This window comes from Massilia eurypsychrophila, assembly GCF_002760655.1.
GTDB lineage: Bacteria > Pseudomonadota > Gammaproteobacteria > Burkholderiales > Burkholderiaceae_D > JAFCUW01.
On the sequence record NZ_PDOC01000008.1, the window covers coordinates 67,897 to 84,557 of the forward strand.

The window sequence follows — 16,661 nt, forward strand, 5'->3', positions numbered from 1 at the left end:
GCGCCGTCGGTTTTGCCGGCAGCGATTGTCATTGCGCCGCTCCTTCCGGCTGGCGGCGACGGCGCTCGCCGGCCGGCGGCGCCGTGGCATCGGCCGGCGCACCGGCAGCCGGTGCAACCGGCGCTGCGCCTTCGCTCTGCGCTGCACCGGCTGCAGGCGCACCGGCGCGGCCAGCGCGGCGCCCTGCCGCGCCGACTGCAGGCTTGTCGCCCGGCAGCGTGACCTTGGCGCCATCCTTCAGGCGGTCCGCGCCCTCGGTGATGACCTGCTCGCCGACCTGCAAACCGGTGACGACCTGCACCTTGTCGACGGTGGCCTGGCCGCGCGTGACCGGCCGCAGCGCCACGGTCCGGTCGGCGGCGTTGAGGACGTAGACGAATTCGCCCGTCGAGCCGTGGCGCAGCGCCGTCACCGGCACCATCACCGCATCCTTGATATTGCGAATCTCGAGGCGCAGGTTGACGAACTGGCTCGGGAACAGCGCCTGGTTGGCGTTGGCGAAGCGCGCCTTGGCGCGCACCGTGCCGGTCTGCACGTCGACCTGGTTGTCGAGGGCGGCGAACTTGCCGGTGGCCAGGCTGGCGGTGCGGGTGCGGTCGAACGCCACCGCCGGCAGCGCGGCCCCTTCGTTCACGCGCCCCTGCAGGTCAGGCACCTGGTCCTGCGGCACGGCGAATTCGACGTCGATTGGCGAGAGCTGGGTGATGACGGCGATGCCGTTGGCGTCGCCGCTGCCAACCAGGTTGCCCATGTCGACGACGCGCAGGCCGACCCGCCCGCCGATCGGCGCCTTGACCTGGGTGTAGCTCAGATTGAGCTTGGCCACGCCCTCGGCGGCGCGGTCGGTCATCACGGTGCCCTCTAACTGCTTGACCAATGCGGCCTGGGTGTCAACTTCCTGGCGGGCGATCGAATCCTGGGTCAGCAAGGTGCGAAAGCGCGCCAGCGTGACCTTCGCGCTGTCGAGCTGCGCCTCGTTGCGCTGGCGGTTGCCCGACGCCTGCAGCAGCGCCATCTCGAACGCGCGCGGGTCGATGATGGCGAGCACCTGGCCGGCCTTGACCAGCTGGCCCTCGCTGAACAGGATCTTTTGCAGCACCCCCGATACCTGCGGCCGGACGGTGGCGGTGGCCGCCGCAGTGACGGTGCCGAGCGCGTCGAGTACCACCGGGATGTCGGCCTTTTCGGCCGTTGCCACGCCCACCGTGGTGGCCGGCGCGCCGCGCCCGCCGCCGCCGCCACCGCCAGGACCGCCGCCGGCGCGCTGTCCCTGCGCCGCGCCGGCCGGTGCATCCGGATGGGTCAGGTGCCAGGCCAGGTAGCCCAGGCCGGCCATGGCGAGCACCGCGATGACGCCACCGACGATCTTGTTGCGCCAGCTACGCGGCGGCGGGAGGGTCTTTTCGGTGATGAGCGGGGGCCGGTCCATGAGTTTCCTTGGTCAAAAACATAACAATTTGCTGTCAAACTGTAGCATGGGGAGTCCGGGCAGTATGTTTCGAACCGTGCATATGCGGCGACAAAGGTGACACCAATGGGCAGAGGGAAATAATACAAAAGACGAAAAAAAGCGGCGCCTACTAGGGAGGGCGCCGCTTTCGCCGGCCAGGGCTGAACGCTACATGACGTTACAAACCTGCTACAACTCTGTTGGCAGCACCTGCCGGGTGACGGCACATTTACGGCATCGTGCACATGCAGTGCGTAACGGCGCTGAACGGCTTGCGGCCGTCGGCCATCTCGGACAGCCAGCTCAGTTCGCGCGTCACTTCGGTGACGGCGGCCGCCGGCAGGCCCGATGGCATCAGCCCGAGCTTGACCTGGAACGTCATCGCCTGCGCCGCCGACACGCCCATCAAGCCGAGGAAGCGCTCGATGCGCGAGGTGTCGCGCTCGATGTAGGTGACCCGGTAGTCCGCCGGCAGCTTGGCGCGCGCCGCGGCCGACGCCAGCGCGTCGTTGTAGCTGCCGAGGCGGTCGACCAGGCCGTGCGCCTTGGCCTGGGCGCCGGTCCACACGCGGCCCTGGCCGACGGCGTCGATGGCGGCCGGCGTGGTCTTGCGCGCAGCCGCCGCCTTGGTGGTGAACTCGCTGTAGATATGGTTGATGCTGCTCTGGACCAGCTGGCCGAAGCGTGGATCGAGCGGGCGCAGCGGATTGTAGGCGTCGGCCAGCCACGTGGTGGTGGTGCCGGCGGTGTGGATGCCCAGCTTGTCGACGACTTTTTCGGCGGTCGGCAAAATGGCGAACACGCCGATCGAGCCGGTGATGGTGGACGGATCGGCGATCACCTCGTCGGCCGCCAGCGCAATCCAGTAGCCGCCGGAAGCGGCGACGTTGCCCATCGAGACGACCACCGGCTTGCCGGCGGCGCGCGTCAGTTCCAGTTCGCGCCGGATCAGCTCCGAGCCGAACGCGCTGCCGCCTGGCGAATCGACGCGCAGCACCACCGCCTTGACGGCGTCGTCCTCGCGCGCGCGGCGGATCAGGTTCGACGTCGACAGACCGCCGATGGCGCCCGGCGCCGCGATGCCGTCGGTGATGTCGCCCGACGCCACCACCACGGCGACGGCGTCGCCGAAGGCCTTCGGCCGGTTGCGCGCCAGGTAGTCGTCGAAGCTGACCTGGCGGAACGACTTGCCCTCGAGGTCAGGGGCACCGCGCTTGATCATCATGGCGCGCAGTTCGTCGCGCGTTTTCAGGCCGTCGACCCACTTGGCGCCCAGCGCCAGCTTGGCGGTGTCGCCGCCGGCCGCTTCCATCAGGCGCGGCAAGTCGTCGATGGCGGCGGTGACGGCGCCGGCGGCCAGCTTGCGGTTCTTCTCGACGTCGGCCGTGTAGGCGCCCCACAGCGCGCCATACAGCGTCGCCTCGGCTTCGCGCGCGGCGTCGGACGGGCCGTTGCCGATGTACGGCTCGGCAAAGCTCTTGTAGGTGCCGACCTTCATCAGGTTGACCGTCACGCCGATCTTGTCGAGCGCGTCGCGGTAGTAATTGCGGTAGCGGCCAAAGCCCTTGAGCTCGACCATGCCCATCGGGTGCAGGTAGACCTCGCTGGCGTGCGAGGCGAGCAGGTACTGGCGCTGGTCGTAGCCGCCGCCCCACGCGATGACGGGCTTGCCGGCCGCCTTGACGCGATCGACCGCGTGGCCGACATCGTTGAGCATGGCCATGCCGGCGCCGTCCATCTCTTCGAGCAGCAGCACCACGCTGCCGATGCTGGCGTCCTTGGCGGCGGCGTCGAGCACCGTCAGCACGTCGCGCAACTGGACGGTGCGCTTGACGTCGCCGCGCACGCTGGCCATCACCGAATCGCGCAGGCCGCCGGCGCTTTGCTCGACGAGCATGCCCTTCAGGTCGACCACCAGCGCCGTCTTCGGCCCGAGCGGCTTGACGCCGCCGCCGAACATGCCCCACAGGATGACAATGATGAAGGCCAAAAACAGCAGGTTGAACAGGGTGCGGCGGGTGGCGTCGAGCGCGCGCCAGAACGCGCCAAAACCGCGGCGCAGCGAGGACAGGGGTTTGAAGGACATCGGCACTCCGGCGGAAAAAGTTGTTGGGACCTAGCGCACACTGTAAGCGAAAACGGCAAACGCTGGTCGGATTGTCATGCGGTGGCGGCGACTACGTCGAGTTTTTGCGGCTGGGAAATTGCCCATAATCCGGCAAACACCAATATGCCATTGACCATCAGCAATTCAAGGCCCAGGCGATAACTTCCCAACAGGTGCGCCTGATTTAGCTCAAGCACGGCGCAGATCAGCGGCGCGCCGATGGTTACCACCGGCACCAGGCGGTCGGTCAGGGCGCGGCTGGTCAGGATGCCGAAGGCGAACAGGCCCAGCAAGGGACCATACGTGTAGGCGGCGATCTTCAGGATGACGCCGATCATGCTGGCGTTGTCGATCATCTTAAATACCAGCACCAGCGCCAGGAACAGCGCGGCAAAACCGAGGTGGACGCGCTGGCGCAGCTTGACCTGCTGCGCTTCGGACAGGTCGGCGCGGCGCTGGATGCCGAGGATGTCGATGCAGAAGGTCGACGTCAGCGCGGTGATGGCGCCGTCGGCGCTGGGGAACAGCGCCGACACCAGCGCGATCAGGAAGATGATCTGCACCGACGGCGGCAGATGGCCGGTGACGATGGCCGGAAACAGCTTGTCGCCGGTGGCGGTGACGCCGGCGATCGGCGCATACAGGTGCAGCAACCCGCCGAGGAACAGGAACAGCGACAGCACGATGACCAGGATCACGGTCAGGCTCAGCAGGTTCTTCTGGGAGTCGGCCAGCGTCTTGACGGAGATCGTCTTCTGCATCATTTCCTGGTCCATGCCGGTCATGGTCAGCACGATGAAGGCGCCGGCGATGATCTGCTTGAGGTAGAAGTTGGGGCTGTCGACGGCGGTGGTGAAGACGGTCGACAGGCCGCGCGCGTCCATCTGCGCCAGGCTCTCGGCCACTGACAGGTCGAGCCGGTTGAGCAAAAATACGACGCAGGCGACCAGGCCGATCAGCATGCAGGTCGTTTGCAAGGTGTCGGTCCAGACGATGGTCTTGACGCCGCCCTGGTAGGTGTAGACCAGGATCATGCCGAGAATCACCAGGGTGGTCAGCCAGAACGGGATGCCGAGGCTGTCGAGAATGATGACTTGCAAGATGTTGACCACCAGGTACAGCCGCGCGGTGGCCCCGAGCAGGCGCGACAGGATGAAGAAACCGGCGCCGCTCTGGTAGGCGCGGCGGCCGAGGCGCACGTCGAGGTAGTGGTAGATCGATGTCAGTTTCAGGCGGTAGTACAGCGGCAGCAGGATGTAGGCGACGGCGATGTAGCCGAACACGTAGCCGATCAGGATCTGGGCGTAGCCGAAGCCGTCGTGGCCGACCGCGCCCGGCACGCTGATGAAGGTGGCGCCGGACAAGGTGGTGCCGACCATGCCGAAGGCGACCAGCATCCAGTTGCTGCTCTTGTTGCCGATGAAGAAGCTGTCGTTGGTGGCGTTGCGCGAGGTGGCCCAGGCGACGCCGAGCAGCAGCAGGAAATAGGCGATCAGGATGGCGAAGAGCAAGGCTGGCGACATGGGGGTCCGGGGGAGTGACGGTTCAGGTCGGCAGCATACACCGAACCCTTGCCGAGGGCTACGGCCCTGTCCTCACGGCCATGCGGAAGTCGTGTGGATGCGGCTCAGATGTCTTCGCCGCGGACGCGCTCGAACGGGCCGATGCAGGCGTCGGTCGATTCGGACGCACACATCAGGAAGATTTCGCCGGACGGGTGGAACAACACGAAATTGGTCACCTTGGCGCCCACCTTCATGATCTCGCCGGAACAGTCCTGTTTGCCGTTGTCCTTGACGATCTTGTCTTCGAGCTTGTAGAAACCCTTCGCGCTCGGCGTGGCCGGGATGATGAACTCGCTCTCGGACACCTCGCGCGCGCTGGTGACAAGCGTGGTGCCGTCACTGCGGAAGCGGTACGTTTCGGCGCAGCGGCCGCCGGCGACGAGCAACTGCCAGACGCCGATGATTGGATGGTTGGCGGCCGGCGGCGCGGCGCCCGCTCCGTGGCCAAGCAGCAGCAACAGTGACCAACCCAGCCCAGGAAGCAAACGCATGGCGTACTCCTTCATCAGATCTGCAGGTCCGGAAGCTGTTAGACAGCGGCGCGTACCTGCAGTTTGCACTGATTTTGGAACGCGCGTCGCGTTCTGCTGAGCGGCAATCGTCAGCCGTTGTCGGGCGCCGCTTTCGGCTTGGCTGGACGGCGGCTGCGGGCGGCCGGCTTGCGCGCGGCATTCGGCGCCGGTTCGGCGTCCTCGACGTCGACCGCCACCGGTTGCGGCGGAGCAATGATGTCGGCGAGCTTCTTGGGCGGATTCTTGGCCGGCGTCTTGGCCGGCGTCTTTCGGGCGGCGCGCGGCTTGCTGCGCTTTTCCGCTGCTGGCGGAGGGAACGGCGACTCGTCGTTCCATTCAGCGCTGTTGCCATCGGCTTCCACCTCAGCAATGACCGGCGTCGGCTCATCCCACCAAGGCGTCTCGGCTGGCGCTGCCGGCTCGCCCTGCTCCTCGGCCTGCTCCTCGGCCTGCTGCTCGGCCTGCTGCTCCACCACCGGCGCGCGGAAATCGGTGCGTCCGCCGCGGCCACGGCCGCGGCGCGGCTCCTGCGGCACCACGATCTCGGCGGCCGGCGCCGCCTGGGCGTCGTCCGCCGTCGGCACTTCTGCTTCCTGCGCCTCGTCGTCCATCTCGGGCGCTGCTGCCGCCGGCGCGCGGAAGTCGGTGCGACCGCCACGGCCACGGCCGCGGCGAGGTTCCTGCTCCTGGCGGGCCGGCGTTTCTTCGTCGGCCGCTGCGTCGTCGCCGTCGCCGTCGTAGGTGATGGCGGCGGCGGCGTTGGCCATCTGCTCGACCTGGGCGCTCAGTGAAGAGGCGGCCGGGCGCTCGCTGCGGTAGACGTAGGCGCCGGACTTTTCATCGCGGCCGAATTCGAGCAGCCCGCGCGCCTGCGCTTCTTCGAGCAGGTTGCCGAAGGTGCGAAAGCCAAAGTAGGTCTCGTTGAAATCGGGACGGCGGCGTTTCAGCGTGTCCTTCAGCAGCGACGCCCAGATCTTGCCGCTGTCGCCGCGCTCGGAGACGAGCGCGTCGAACATCTCGACGACCATCTCGATGGCCTTGGCCTTGCGCTCCTCGAGTTCTTCCTTGCGCTTGTTGTTCTCGTCCGGTGCGCGCTTCGACTGCGATGCCGCCTGCGCGGTTGGCTGCGCCTTGCGCTCGTCGCGCTTGGCGGCGGCGCGCTTTACTTCGCGCACCAGATCATCGTAGAAAATGAATTCATCGCAGTTCGCCACCAGCAGGTCCGAAGTCGACTGTTTGACGCCGACGCCGATCACCTGCTTGTTATTTTCGCGCAGCTTCGACACGAGGGGCGAAAAGTCCGAGTCGCCCGAGATGATGACGAAGGTATTGACGTGCGACTTGGTGTAGCACAGATCGAGGGCGTCGACGACCAGGCGGATGTCGGCCGAGTTCTTGCCGGACTGGCGCACGTGCGGGATTTCGATCAGCTCGAAGTTCGCTTCATGCATGGTGGCCTTGAACCCCTTGTAGCGGTCCCAGTCGCAATAGGCCTTCTTGACCACGATGCTGCCCTTCAGGAGCAGGCGCTCGAGCACGGGCTTGATGTCGAATTTTTCGTAGTTTGCGTCACGGACGCCGAGTGCGACGTTTTCGAAATCGCAGAACACCGCCATGCTGATGTTATCGGGAGTAGAAGCCATAAATGTGTTTTTCTGAGGAAGGTGAGACTGACAATCCGCAGATTATACGCAACAACATTCATTTGTCGCTGACATGCGCAAGTCGCCCCACGCGCCCACCGAGAAAGGAGGAGTCATTTGTATTTCGTGACCCGCTACAGCCGCTCGAGCGTCGCCTCGTCGGGCACACCGTCGAAGAACTTGTTGATGCAGTCCTGGAACACCGCCTCGTCCGGCGCGATCTCGGCGAACAGCGTCATCGACGAATGAAATTTCAGGTCGTCGGGGGCGCCGAAGATGTCGCCGATCTCCCTGTCGTCGATGGCGGCGACCAGCGCGCTGCACTCGCGCAGGCGCGCGCCGAGCACAGGGTGGGCCAGGTACGCGGCGGCCTCGTCGGCCGAGGCGATGGCGAACTTGTGCGCCTTGTCACTGGCGCCGAGGCCGGCGATCTGCGGAAAGATGAACCACATCCAGTGGCCCGTCTTGCGGCCCGCCTTCAGTTCGGCGACGACTTCCTTGTAGACGGGTGCTTGCGCCTCGACGAAGCGCTCGAGGTTGAATTCGGTATCCATGCTGCCCTCCTTTACGTGGAATTTTAGCGCGCCCGCATGCTAGAGTGGCGCGCATGAAACCCGAACACCTGCAATTGCTGCTGACGCACGACATGCCATATGGAAAATACAAAGGGCGCAAGCTGGCGGCGCTGCCTGGCCACTACCTTGGCTGGTTCGCGCGCGAAGGTTTTCCGCGCGGCCAACTGGGCGAATTGCTGGCGCTGATGTACGAGCTCGACCACAACGACCTGCGTAGCCTGCTCGACCCGCTGCGCCGTTAGCAATATTGCTGGGGTCAGGTCTGACATTCGGACAAAATGCTGGGGTCAGGTCTGACATTCGGACAAAATGCTGGGGTCAGGTCTGACATTCGGACATTTTGCGACGGATTATTGCCGCATGAGGCCCAGTCAGTGAGCGTTTCTTGCAGCTAAGACAGTGAATTGCGGAGGACATCGCCTAGAAATGCCCGAATGTCAGACCTGACCCCAGCCAAATGTCCGAATGTCAGACCTGACCCCGGCAAGATGTCCGATTGTCAGACCTGACCCCAGCGATTGTTAGGCGGTGGCGGTGGCGCGGCCGACCATCAGGCGCTCGCCGTCGCGCAGCATGCGGGCAAATTCGACTGCCGTCACCGCCGGACTGAACAAGTAGCCCTGCAGCTGGTCGCAGCCAAGGTCGCGCAGGAACGCCATCTGCTCGGGCGTCTCGACACCCTCGGCAACAATCTCCTGGCGCAGCTGCTGCGCCATCGTGACGATCGCGCGCGCGATGGCGCAGTCGTTCTCTTCGTCGGGCAAGCCGATGACGAACGAACGGTCGATCTTGAGCGTACTGATCGGAAATTTTTTCAGGTAGGCCAGGCTCGAATAACCGGTGCCGAAGTCGTCCAGCGCCAGCGCCAGGCCCATTGCCACCAGCTCGTTCATGATGGCGATGACGTTGTCGGCGCCGCCCACCAACAGGCTCTCGGTGATCTCGAGCATGATCTGCTGGGGCAGCACGCCATGGCGGTCCAGCACGGCCAGAATGCGCGACGGCAGGCGCCGGTCAAACTGGCGCGCCGACAGGTTCACCGCCACCGGCGGCATCGCCAGGCCGGCATCCTTCCACGCGCGGATCTGGCGGCACGCTTCTTCCAGCACCCAGCCGCCGATCTCGAAGATCAGGCCGGTTTCTTCGGCCAGCGGGATGAATTCGGCCGGCGACACCATGCCGCGCTCTGGATGGCGCCAGCGCACCAGCGCTTCGCAGCCGACGATGCGCCCGCTGCGCAGGCTCACCTTCGGCTGGTAGTGCAGCTCGAGCTGGTTGTCCGCCAGCGCAGCGCGCAGCTCGGTTTCGAGGCGCAGGTGGTCCTTCGCGCGCTGGTCCATCTCTTCGCTGTAGAACAGGAAGCGGTCGTCCGAGCCCGGCTCCACCTTGGCCATCGCCACTTCGGCAAAGCGCATCAGCGAGGCAGTGTCGGTGCTGTCTTCGAGGTACACGCCGATGCCGATGTGGGCGCCGACGCGCAGGCTGTGCGCGCCGACCACGATCGGCTGCGCCAGCGTGGCCAGCAGCTTCTGGGCGACGATGCCGGCGTGTTCGCGCTTTTCGATGCGCGGCAGCGCGACGGCGAACTTGCTGCCGTCAATGCGGGCGAGGATGTCGGCGTCGCGCAAGGCGAGACGGAACACGCGGCCGATCTCCGACAGCAGCTGGCTGGCGATGTCGTGGCCGAGCGTGTCGCTGACGGCGCCGATGCGGTCCACTTCAATGACCAGCAGCGCGCCGTATTCGTTGTCGCGCCGCGCTTCGCTGAGCATCTGGTCGACCAGGTGGTTGAACAGGCTGCGGTTCGGCAGCCCGGTCAGGCTGTCGTAGTTGGCCATGCGCTGCATGCGCGCTTCGGCGTCCTTGTGGACGGTAATGTCGGAAAATAGCGAGAACGTGTGGGTGATCTCGCCGCCGGCATCGCGCACCACGCTGATCGTCACCGATTGCGGGAACAATTCGCCGTTCTTGCGCTTGCCGACGATCTCGCCGCGCCACGGGCCGTGCCCCTGCATCGCGGCGCGCACCTTGGTTTGCAGCTCGGCGTCGTGCACGCCGGAGCGCAGCAGGTCGGGCGTCTGGCCGATCGACTCGGCCTGGGTGTAGCCGGTAATGCGGGTGAAAGCGCCGTTGATCGAGACGATGCGCTCGCGCGCGTCGGTGATCAGCACGCCCTGGTCGCTGTCCTCGATGATGCGCGCGTGCAGATGCACCTTGTCCTGCTCGCTGAGCGGCTGGGCCAGCGGCGCCATCTGCACGCGCATGCCGGCCGCTTCGCCGCCGTCGTCGAAGATCATCGACAGCGACATCGCCACCCGGATCACGTCGCCGCTCTTCTTGCGGCGGCTCACTTCGACGAGCGCGCCGCCCTGCTCCATGCAGAGCAAGGCCAGGTCCGGATCGTCGCCGCTGTCGGACTCGAGAAACAGCGCGTGGCGGCCGAGCGCTTCCTCGCACGTGTAGCCAAACAGTTCCTCGGCGGCGCTGTTCCAGCCGGTCAGGTAGCCGGCCAGGTCGAGTGCCAGCTCCGCGGCGCCGGCCCTGGCGACGGCCGGCGCCACGTCCGCCGCTTTCTGGGCGATGGCCAGCACCGCTTCCAGTTCGGCCAGGGTGGCCGCCAGCGCCGTGCCCTGCAAGGAGCGCGCAGCACGCGCCAGTGCCACGCAGCGGTCGAGCGCCGATTCAGCCATTCGACGGGCCCTGGCTCTCGCGCAGCGCGCCTTGCATCCAGCTGGCCGCGTCGACGATCGCCTGGTTGAATTCTTCGTGCGGAATCTGCAGCGCTTCGAGCTGGGCGGCGACGCCATCGAGGTCGCCCCGTTCGGCCGTCTCGAACAGCATCAGCAAGGCGCCAAGCTCGCCCTCGCGGCGCAGCAGCGCCACGTGCACCGCTTCGCCCAGCGCCAGCGGCGCCAGCACGTCGGTCAGCGGCATGCCGAACAACACGCCGAGCAGCGAGAACATGCCGGTCATGAAGCCCTGCTCCTGGGTGTTCTTGTCGAGCCCTCTCGACTTGGCCAGCAGCTCGAGCGCGCGCGAACGCATCGCCACGCGCGCGAGCAGCATCGCCGAGCGCTCGTCGTTCTGGCGCGCCGCGAACAGCATCAAGTTGAGCCAGCGGCGCAGCTGCTGGCGTCCGAGGATCAGCAGCGCCTGCGAAAAGCTGGTGATGCGCCGGCCAGTGCCCATGCCGAGCGAATTGACCAGCCTTAGCAGGTTGTACGACAGAGTCGGGTCGCGCCGCAGCAGCGCTTCGATTTCGTGAGTGTCGGCGTCGGCGGCGACCAGCTGCACCATCTGCAGCGCGTGCGCGCGCGAGGCCGCCTGTGCACCGGTGGGCTTGGCCGGCGGCGCCATGCACCAGTTGCCCTCGACCCACTGGGCGGCGGGCGGCTGGAAGTCGCTGGCAAGGCGGTCGTCGGCGCGGCACAAGGCGCCGGCCGGCATCTCGCGCCAGCCGGCCTGCTGCCAGGCGGCGGCGAGCTGCGCGTCGACGAGCGGGCGGTAAAAGCACGCCAGGCTGCCGGCCATGCCGCGCAACGGCTCGCCCTCAGCCTGCACCATTACGGACGCGAGCTGGCCGGCGCCCACTTCGATCAGCAGGCCCGATGGCTTACCGTTTCGCTCTGCCAGTACATGGAGAAACAGCAACGCCGCGGAGGTCGAAGAAGTCATTATTTGCTTGCCAAATCAGTACAGTCGAAAGCTATGTTACCTCGAAAGTATTGGTTTAAGCCAACATTCTGACTGCTTTGTGCACATCTTGTCAGTTCGATACGATTGTTTCCGCGCTCGCCGCGCCCGGTAACGATTGGCACAGCGTGGCGAACAGGCCGGCGCGTTGCATGCGCTCGCGCCACCAGCGCAGCGCGGCGCCGTCGTCGCCGCTGCGCCAGGCGACGTAAAACGTTTCGGCCGCGCGCGCCTCCTCGACCGGCTTTTCGACCAGCAGCCCGCTGGCGATGGCCGCGCGCGCGCACGGCTCGGGCAGAAAGCCGAAACCGAGGCCGGCCAGCTGGAACTGGTACTTTAGTTGCATGGTCGGCACCGTCAGCGCATCCTGGCCGAGCAGCAGGCCGACAGTGCGCGGCGCCATGTTGCGCGCCGAGTCGGCCACGACGATGGCGCGCTGGTCCTGCAGGTCGGCGCGCCCGAGCGGCCGCTCCCACCCCGCCAGCGGGTGCGCCGGCGCCACCGCGAACACGAAACGCATCTGGCCGATCGGGCGCACCACATAGCCGCCGCCTGCCGGTCCTTCGCCGGCCACGCCGACCAGCAGGTCGACCCGGCGGTCGAGCAGCGCTTCCCACGGGCCCGACAGCGTCTCCTGCACCAGGCGCAGGCGTGTGCGCGGCGCCGCCTGGTAGAACGCGGCGATGTCGCCTGAGAGCGCCAGCGGCGAAAACATCGAATCCATGCAGATCGCCAGTTCGGTCTCCCAGCCGGAGGCCACTCGCTTGACGCGCTGCTCCAGGTCGAGCGCGGCCTTGAGCAGGTAGCGCCCTTCCTTGAGCAGTTCGCGCCCGGCGGCGCTCAGGACGATGCGCGGCCCGTTGCGCTCGAACACGCGCAGCCCGAGATCGTCTTCGAGCTTGCCGACGGTGTAGGAAATGGTCGACGGCACCTTGTGCAGTTCCTGCGCCGCCTTGGCGAACGAACCGCGGCGGTCGATGGCGTCGACGATCTGCAGGGCATCCAAGCTCAATTTAAGCATTCGATATTTTCGATCATAGAGTGCGATATTTTCCGTTTTTCAAATCACCAACAGGGGAATATACTGGCTTTATCGGTGCAGCAGATACATCGAAATTATCGCACACTCACCATATCGAAACGGAGTCCATCATGTTAGAAGTTCGTAAAAGCCATCACCGCGGCGACGCCAACCACGGCTGGCTGCAATCGAAGCACACGTTCTCGTTTGGCGACTATCGCGATCCGCAGCACACCGGCTTCGGGCCGCTGCTGGTCATCAATGAAGACCGGGTGGCGCCAGGCCAGGGGTTCGGCACCCACGGCCACCGCGACATGGAAATCATTTCGTACGTGCTCGATGGCGCGCTCGAACACAAGGACAGCATCGGCACCGGGTCGGTGCTGCATTACGGCGACGTCCAGCGCATGAGTGCCGGCAATGGCGTGCGCCACAGCGAGTTCAACGGTTCGAAAACCGAGCCGGTGCATTTCCTGCAGATCTGGATCCAGCCGAACGTCACCGGCATCGCTCCCGGCTACGAGGAGAAGCACTTCGCGCCGGAAACGAAGCACGGCCAGCTGCGCCTGGTGGCCTCGAGCGACGGACGCGACGGCTCGGTGCTGATCCACCAGGATGCGGCGATCTATGCCGCCATCCCCGGCCCGGGCGACGTGCTCGAGCATGCCTTGAGCACCGGCCGCACCGGCTACGTGCACGTGATCCGCGGCCAGGTGAGCGTCAACGGCGTCTCGCTCGATTCCGGCGACGCGCTGAAGATCAGCGGTGAGAACCTGATCCGCCTGGAAGAGGCGCTCGGCGCCGAAGTGCTGGTGTTCGACCTGCCGTACTAATTGTTGACATGGAGTCAGACCCAGGCCCTGACTCCGGTTTTCGGCCGCGGCGCCCCGCCCCTCCCCCAACGGGTGAGGCCGATTTCCGCTACACTTGCGGCTACAGCAATTGATCGAGAAACTGCCATGCCCGTCACACCGTACGAAGACCTGTTGGACTACGCCACCTCGTGCGTGCTGCCGACGCCGTGGGCGCAGTTCACGCTGCATGCCTTCATCGAACACGCGACCGGCAAGGAGCACCTGGCGATGACGCTGGGCGACATCGGCGACGGCGAGCCGGTGCTGGCGCGCGTGCATTCCGAATGCCTGACCGGCGACGTGCTGTTCTCGCAGCGCTGCGACTGCGGCGCCCAGCTCGAAGGCGCGCTGCAAAAGATCGCCGCCGAGGGACGCGGCATTTTGCTGTACCTGCGCCAGGAAGGACGCGGCATCGGCCTGGTCAACAAGATCCGCGCCTACCGCCTGCAGGAAGCCGGCGCCGACACGGTCGAAGCGAACCTGGCGCTCGGCTTTCACGCCGACGCCCGCAACTACGAGCTGTGCCAGCCGATGTTCGCCCAGTTCGGCATCAAGAGCGTGCGCCTGATGACCAACAACCCGCGCAAGATCGACGCCATGGAGAAGATGGGCGTGTCGGTGGCCGAGCGCGTGCCGCTGCTGGTGAACCGCAACGCGTTCAACAACAGCTACCTGAACACCAAGCAGGCCAAGCTCGGCCACATGATGACGCCGCTGCACGAAGTGGTCGCCGAAGACGGCGAGTTGTAGTCCGACGCCGCGCCGGACGCCGCGACAGGTGCCGATCCTCGCCAAATAAGTTATGCTGGCGGCAAGAGTATCAACCGCATCGCGTTATGAAGGATTGCATGAAATTCATCCAGGCCGCCGCCCTGTTCTGCTGCATCAGCGTTGGCGCCAGCGCCGCGCCCGCTGCCCAGCCGCGTGGGCCGATCGCGCCGAATGCGCCGACGCTGACGCCGCCGTTACCGCCGTCGACCCTGCCGCCGGCCGCCACGCCGCCGGCGCCGCTGCCGGGCGAAGTCGATAACAACGCGGCGCTGCCGCCGCCGTCGTCGGCGGCGCAAAAGGTGTATTCCGCCGCCAAGGCCGACCTGCTGCAGATCCGCATGTTGCTGCGCAATGGCCGCAGCCAGTCGACAGTCGGCTCCGGCTTCATGGTCGGCACCAGCAACCTGGTGCTGACGAACTACCACGTGGTGTCGCAGATGGCGCTCGACCCGGACGTGTATGCCGGCGAATACGTCGACACCGACGGCAGGCGCGGCCCGGTCGAACTGCTGGCCGTCGACGTGCTGCACGACCTGGCGGTGGTGCGCATCAATCGCAACGGCACCGGCTTTTTCAACGTGCCCGACAAACTGGCCAGGCTGACCCAGGGCCAGTACCTGTACTCGCTGGGCAATCCGCTCGACCTCGGCTTCGCCATTTCGGAAGGCTCGTACAACGGCGTCATCACGCGCAGCTTTTACGACCAGCTGATGTTTACCGGCCCGATCAACTCGGGCATGAGCGGCGGGCCGAGCGTGACGGTGTCGGGCGACGTCGCCGGCGTCAACGTGTCGAAACGGCGCGACGGTGAACTGGTCAGCTTCCTGGTGCCGGTGCGCTACGCGCAGGAACTGCTGAAGAAGGTGGCCGCGCAGGCGGCGCCGCCGAAAGACTTCAATCCCTTGATCGGCCAGCAGCTGCTGGCGCACCAGAAGGCGATGATCGACCGCCTGCTCGATTCGCCGCTGTCGGTGAAGATGATGGGCCCTTACCTGGTGCCGGTGCGCGAATCGGAGCAGGTGCGTTGCTGGGGGCGCTCGAACGTGAAGGCCGAAGCGTCGTTCACCGCCGACACCATCAGCTGCTCGATGGAGTCGGCGATCTACGTGTCGGACACGCAGCAGACCGGCCACATGGCGATGGCGCACCAGTACGTGCGCTCGGCAAGCCTGGACAAGCTGCGCTTCTCGGTCCTGGCCAGCACCCTGTTCAAGGTCGACAACCTGGGCTCAAGCAAGGACACACGCCTGACCGGGCCGTCGTGCACCGAACAATTTATCACCACCAAGACGGTGCCGCTGCGCGCCGTGACCTGCGTGCGCGCCTACCGCAAGTTCGCGGGACTGTACAACTTCACCTTGATGACGGCCACCACGGACGACCCGAAAGCGATCTTGCAAAGCCGCGTCGACGTCTCCGGCGTGTCGTATGAAAACGGCATGCGCACCACCCGCGCCTTCCTCGAAGCGCTCGGCCGCGGAAGCCGCCTGTGAGCGCGCCCTACTTCGTCGAGACGCTGGCGCGCAACGGCGACGTGCTGCACCGGCACAAGGTCGATGCGCTGCCGATCCGCCTCGGGCGCGGCTACGACAACGACTTCATCGTCGACGACGCCCACTGCGCAGCGCGCCACGCGATCGTCGAGGCCGACGAGGATGGCCAGCTGGTGATGCGCGACCTCGGCTCGAAAAACGGCATGGTCCATCGCGGCAAGCGCACTTCGCGCCTGGTGGTCGGCGGCGACACCGTGGTGCGGCTCGGCCACACCACCTTGCGGGTGCGCCCGGCCGACTTTCCCGTGGCGCCCGAGCAGCTCGATCGCACGCGCCACTCGTGGGAAGGCGGCATGCCCGGCCTGGTCGGCCTGTTCCTGATCGGCGTGGTGTCGGTGTTGACCGTGTGGCTGAACGACACGCAGACGTTCCAGCTGATCCGCTACCTGCAGGCGCTCGCCTACGGCATTGGCGCCAGCGTGGTCTGGAGCGGCGCGTGGGCGTTCGCCAACCGCCTGTTCGGCCGCCACGCGCGGCTCGGGCGCCACCTGTTCATCATCGGCTGCGGGCTGGCCGCCATCACCATCTTCAAGCTCGTCTCGAGCGCGCTGGCGTATGCGTTCTCGTTCGAGGTGCTGACCCGCTACGGCTCGCACGTGGCGATCATGCTGGCGGCGGGCATGCTGTACTTTCACCTGTCGACGGTCAAGCCGAACACGTCGCACCAGTTTGCCATCGTCTGCGTGGTGCTGGCCCTGCTCGGCTCCGGCCTGACCCTGATCAGCAACGAGCAGCGCAGCGGGCGCCTCGGCGATGAGCTGTACATGTCGGTGCTGATGCCGCCGGCGATGCGGATGGCGAAGGACCATAGCGTCGACGAGTTCATGGGCAACGTCAGCGCGATGAAGGCCAAGCTAGACGCCGAGCGTATCAAGAAGGTCAAGGACCAGGCCGCGGCCGACGACGACTAGGCCGGC

The 16,661-nt window shown here is 66.2% G+C and carries 14 protein-coding genes; 5 read left to right on the top strand and 9 right to left on the bottom strand.

Features of this window, described 5'->3' with window-relative positions:
• Positions 1-28: 28 nt before the first annotated feature.
• The 6 genes from CR105_RS14405 to CR105_RS14430 form a co-directional block, all read right to left on the bottom strand.
• Entirely contained in the window at positions 29-1,429 is a 1,401-nt protein-coding gene (locus CR105_RS14405) for an efflux RND transporter periplasmic adaptor subunit (RefSeq protein WP_099789183.1), read from the bottom strand.
• 250 nt (positions 1,430-1,679) lie between these two features.
• On the bottom strand, positions 1,680-3,536 hold the full coding sequence (gene sppA, locus CR105_RS14410) for a signal peptide peptidase SppA (protein WP_099789185.1): 1,857 nt from the start codon (positions 3,534-3,536) through the stop codon (positions 1,680-1,682).
• Between the two features lie 74 nt (positions 3,537-3,610).
• A complete protein-coding gene (locus CR105_RS14415) occupies positions 3,611-5,080 on the bottom strand; it encodes a sodium:solute symporter (protein ID WP_099789187.1) in 1,470 nt (489 codons plus the stop codon).
• Between the two features lie 104 nt (positions 5,081-5,184).
• Positions 5,185-5,613, bottom strand: coding sequence for a hypothetical protein (locus CR105_RS14420; RefSeq protein WP_180288199.1), 429 nt, complete (start codon positions 5,611-5,613; stop codon positions 5,185-5,187).
• A gap of 110 nt (positions 5,614-5,723) precedes the next feature.
• A complete protein-coding gene (locus CR105_RS14425) occupies positions 5,724-7,277 on the bottom strand; it encodes an NYN domain-containing protein (RefSeq protein WP_099789189.1) in 1,554 nt (517 codons plus the stop codon).
• A gap of 134 nt (positions 7,278-7,411) precedes the next feature.
• Positions 7,412-7,831 carry a DUF1810 domain-containing protein gene (locus CR105_RS14430; RefSeq protein ID WP_099789191.1) on the bottom strand — a complete coding sequence of 140 codons (420 nt, stop codon included), beginning with the start codon at positions 7,829-7,831 and terminating at the stop codon, positions 7,412-7,414.
• Between the two features lie 53 nt (positions 7,832-7,884).
• Between CR105_RS14430 and CR105_RS14435 the strand changes: the two genes are divergently transcribed.
• On the top strand, positions 7,885-8,094 hold the full coding sequence (locus CR105_RS14435; RefSeq protein ID WP_099789193.1) for a DUF3820 family protein: 210 nt from the start codon (positions 7,885-7,887) through the stop codon (positions 8,092-8,094).
• A 279-nt stretch (positions 8,095-8,373) separates the two neighbouring features.
• Here CR105_RS14435 and CR105_RS14440 read toward each other — a convergent pair whose 3' ends face one another.
• The 3 genes from CR105_RS14440 to CR105_RS14450 form a co-directional block, all read right to left on the bottom strand.
• The gene (locus CR105_RS14440) at positions 8,374-10,542 is read right to left on the bottom strand and encodes a putative bifunctional diguanylate cyclase/phosphodiesterase (RefSeq protein WP_099789195.1); all 2,169 of its coding nucleotides are present in this window, start codon (positions 10,540-10,542) and stop codon (positions 8,374-8,376) included.
• Positions 10,535-11,527, bottom strand: coding sequence for an EAL and HDOD domain-containing protein (locus tag CR105_RS14445; protein WP_099789197.1), 993 nt, complete (start codon positions 11,525-11,527; stop codon positions 10,535-10,537). Before CR105_RS14445 ends, CR105_RS14440 begins: the two co-directional genes overlap by 8 nt.
• A 91-nt stretch (positions 11,528-11,618) precedes the next feature.
• Positions 11,619-12,566 (bottom strand): LysR family transcriptional regulator, encoded by a 948-nt coding sequence (locus CR105_RS14450; protein ID WP_099789199.1) that lies wholly within the window; start codon positions 12,564-12,566, stop codon positions 11,619-11,621.
• A 131-nt stretch (positions 12,567-12,697) separates the two neighbouring features.
• On the opposite strand from CR105_RS14450, the gene CR105_RS14455 reads away from it, so the two are divergent.
• From CR105_RS14455 to CR105_RS14470, 4 genes are all read left to right on the top strand, one after another.
• Positions 12,698-13,399 carry a pirin family protein gene (locus CR105_RS14455; protein WP_099789201.1) on the top strand — a complete coding sequence of 234 codons (702 nt, stop codon included), beginning with the start codon at positions 12,698-12,700 and terminating at the stop codon, positions 13,397-13,399.
• 126 nt (positions 13,400-13,525) lie between these two features.
• Positions 13,526-14,170 carry a GTP cyclohydrolase II gene (gene ribA, locus CR105_RS14460; RefSeq protein WP_099789203.1) on the top strand — a complete coding sequence of 215 codons (645 nt, stop codon included), beginning with the start codon at positions 13,526-13,528 and terminating at the stop codon, positions 14,168-14,170.
• 98 nt (positions 14,171-14,268) lie between these two features.
• Positions 14,269-15,684 carry a S1 family peptidase gene (locus CR105_RS14465; RefSeq protein WP_099789473.1) on the top strand — a complete coding sequence of 472 codons (1,416 nt, stop codon included), beginning with the start codon at positions 14,269-14,271 and terminating at the stop codon, positions 15,682-15,684.
• The gene (locus CR105_RS14470; protein WP_099789205.1) at positions 15,681-16,655 is read left to right on the top strand and encodes an FHA domain-containing protein; all 975 of its coding nucleotides are present in this window, start codon (positions 15,681-15,683) and stop codon (positions 16,653-16,655) included. The genes CR105_RS14465 and CR105_RS14470 overlap by 4 nt, the downstream gene beginning before the upstream one ends.
• The last annotated feature ends 6 nt before the right edge of the window (positions 16,656-16,661 follow it).

What these genes read in the sequence shown, in the direction of transcription:
- CR105_RS14405 (WP_099789183.1), bottom strand. Translation starts at nt 1,429, where the DNA reads ATGGACCGGCCCCCGCTCATCACCGAAAAGACCCTCCCGCCGCCGCGT.
- sppA (WP_099789185.1), bottom strand. Translation starts at nt 3,536, where the DNA reads ATGTCCTTCAAACCCCTGTCCTCGCTGCGCCGCGGTTTTGGCGCGTTC.
- CR105_RS14415 (WP_099789187.1), bottom strand. Translation starts at nt 5,080, where the DNA reads ATGTCGCCAGCCTTGCTCTTCGCCATCCTGATCGCCTATTTCCTGCTG.
- CR105_RS14420 (WP_180288199.1), bottom strand. Translation starts at nt 5,613, where the DNA reads ATGCGTTTGCTTCCTGGGCTGGGTTGGTCACTGTTGCTGCTGCTTGGC.
- CR105_RS14425 (WP_099789189.1), bottom strand. Translation starts at nt 7,277, where the DNA reads ATGGCTTCTACTCCCGATAACATCAGCATGGCGGTGTTCTGCGATTTC.
- CR105_RS14430 (WP_099789191.1), bottom strand. Translation starts at nt 7,831, where the DNA reads ATGGATACCGAATTCAACCTCGAGCGCTTCGTCGAGGCGCAAGCACCC.
- CR105_RS14435 (WP_099789193.1), top strand. Translation starts at nt 7,885, where the DNA reads ATGAAACCCGAACACCTGCAATTGCTGCTGACGCACGACATGCCATAT.
- CR105_RS14440 (WP_099789195.1), bottom strand. Translation starts at nt 10,542, where the DNA reads ATGGCTGAATCGGCGCTCGACCGCTGCGTGGCACTGGCGCGTGCTGCG.
- CR105_RS14445 (WP_099789197.1), bottom strand. Translation starts at nt 11,527, where the DNA reads ATGACTTCTTCGACCTCCGCGGCGTTGCTGTTTCTCCATGTACTGGCA.
- CR105_RS14450 (WP_099789199.1), bottom strand. Translation starts at nt 12,566, where the DNA reads ATGCTTAAATTGAGCTTGGATGCCCTGCAGATCGTCGACGCCATCGAC.
- CR105_RS14455 (WP_099789201.1), top strand. Translation starts at nt 12,698, where the DNA reads ATGTTAGAAGTTCGTAAAAGCCATCACCGCGGCGACGCCAACCACGGC.
- ribA (WP_099789203.1), top strand. Translation starts at nt 13,526, where the DNA reads ATGCCCGTCACACCGTACGAAGACCTGTTGGACTACGCCACCTCGTGC.
- CR105_RS14465 (WP_099789473.1), top strand. Translation starts at nt 14,269, where the DNA reads ATGAAATTCATCCAGGCCGCCGCCCTGTTCTGCTGCATCAGCGTTGGC.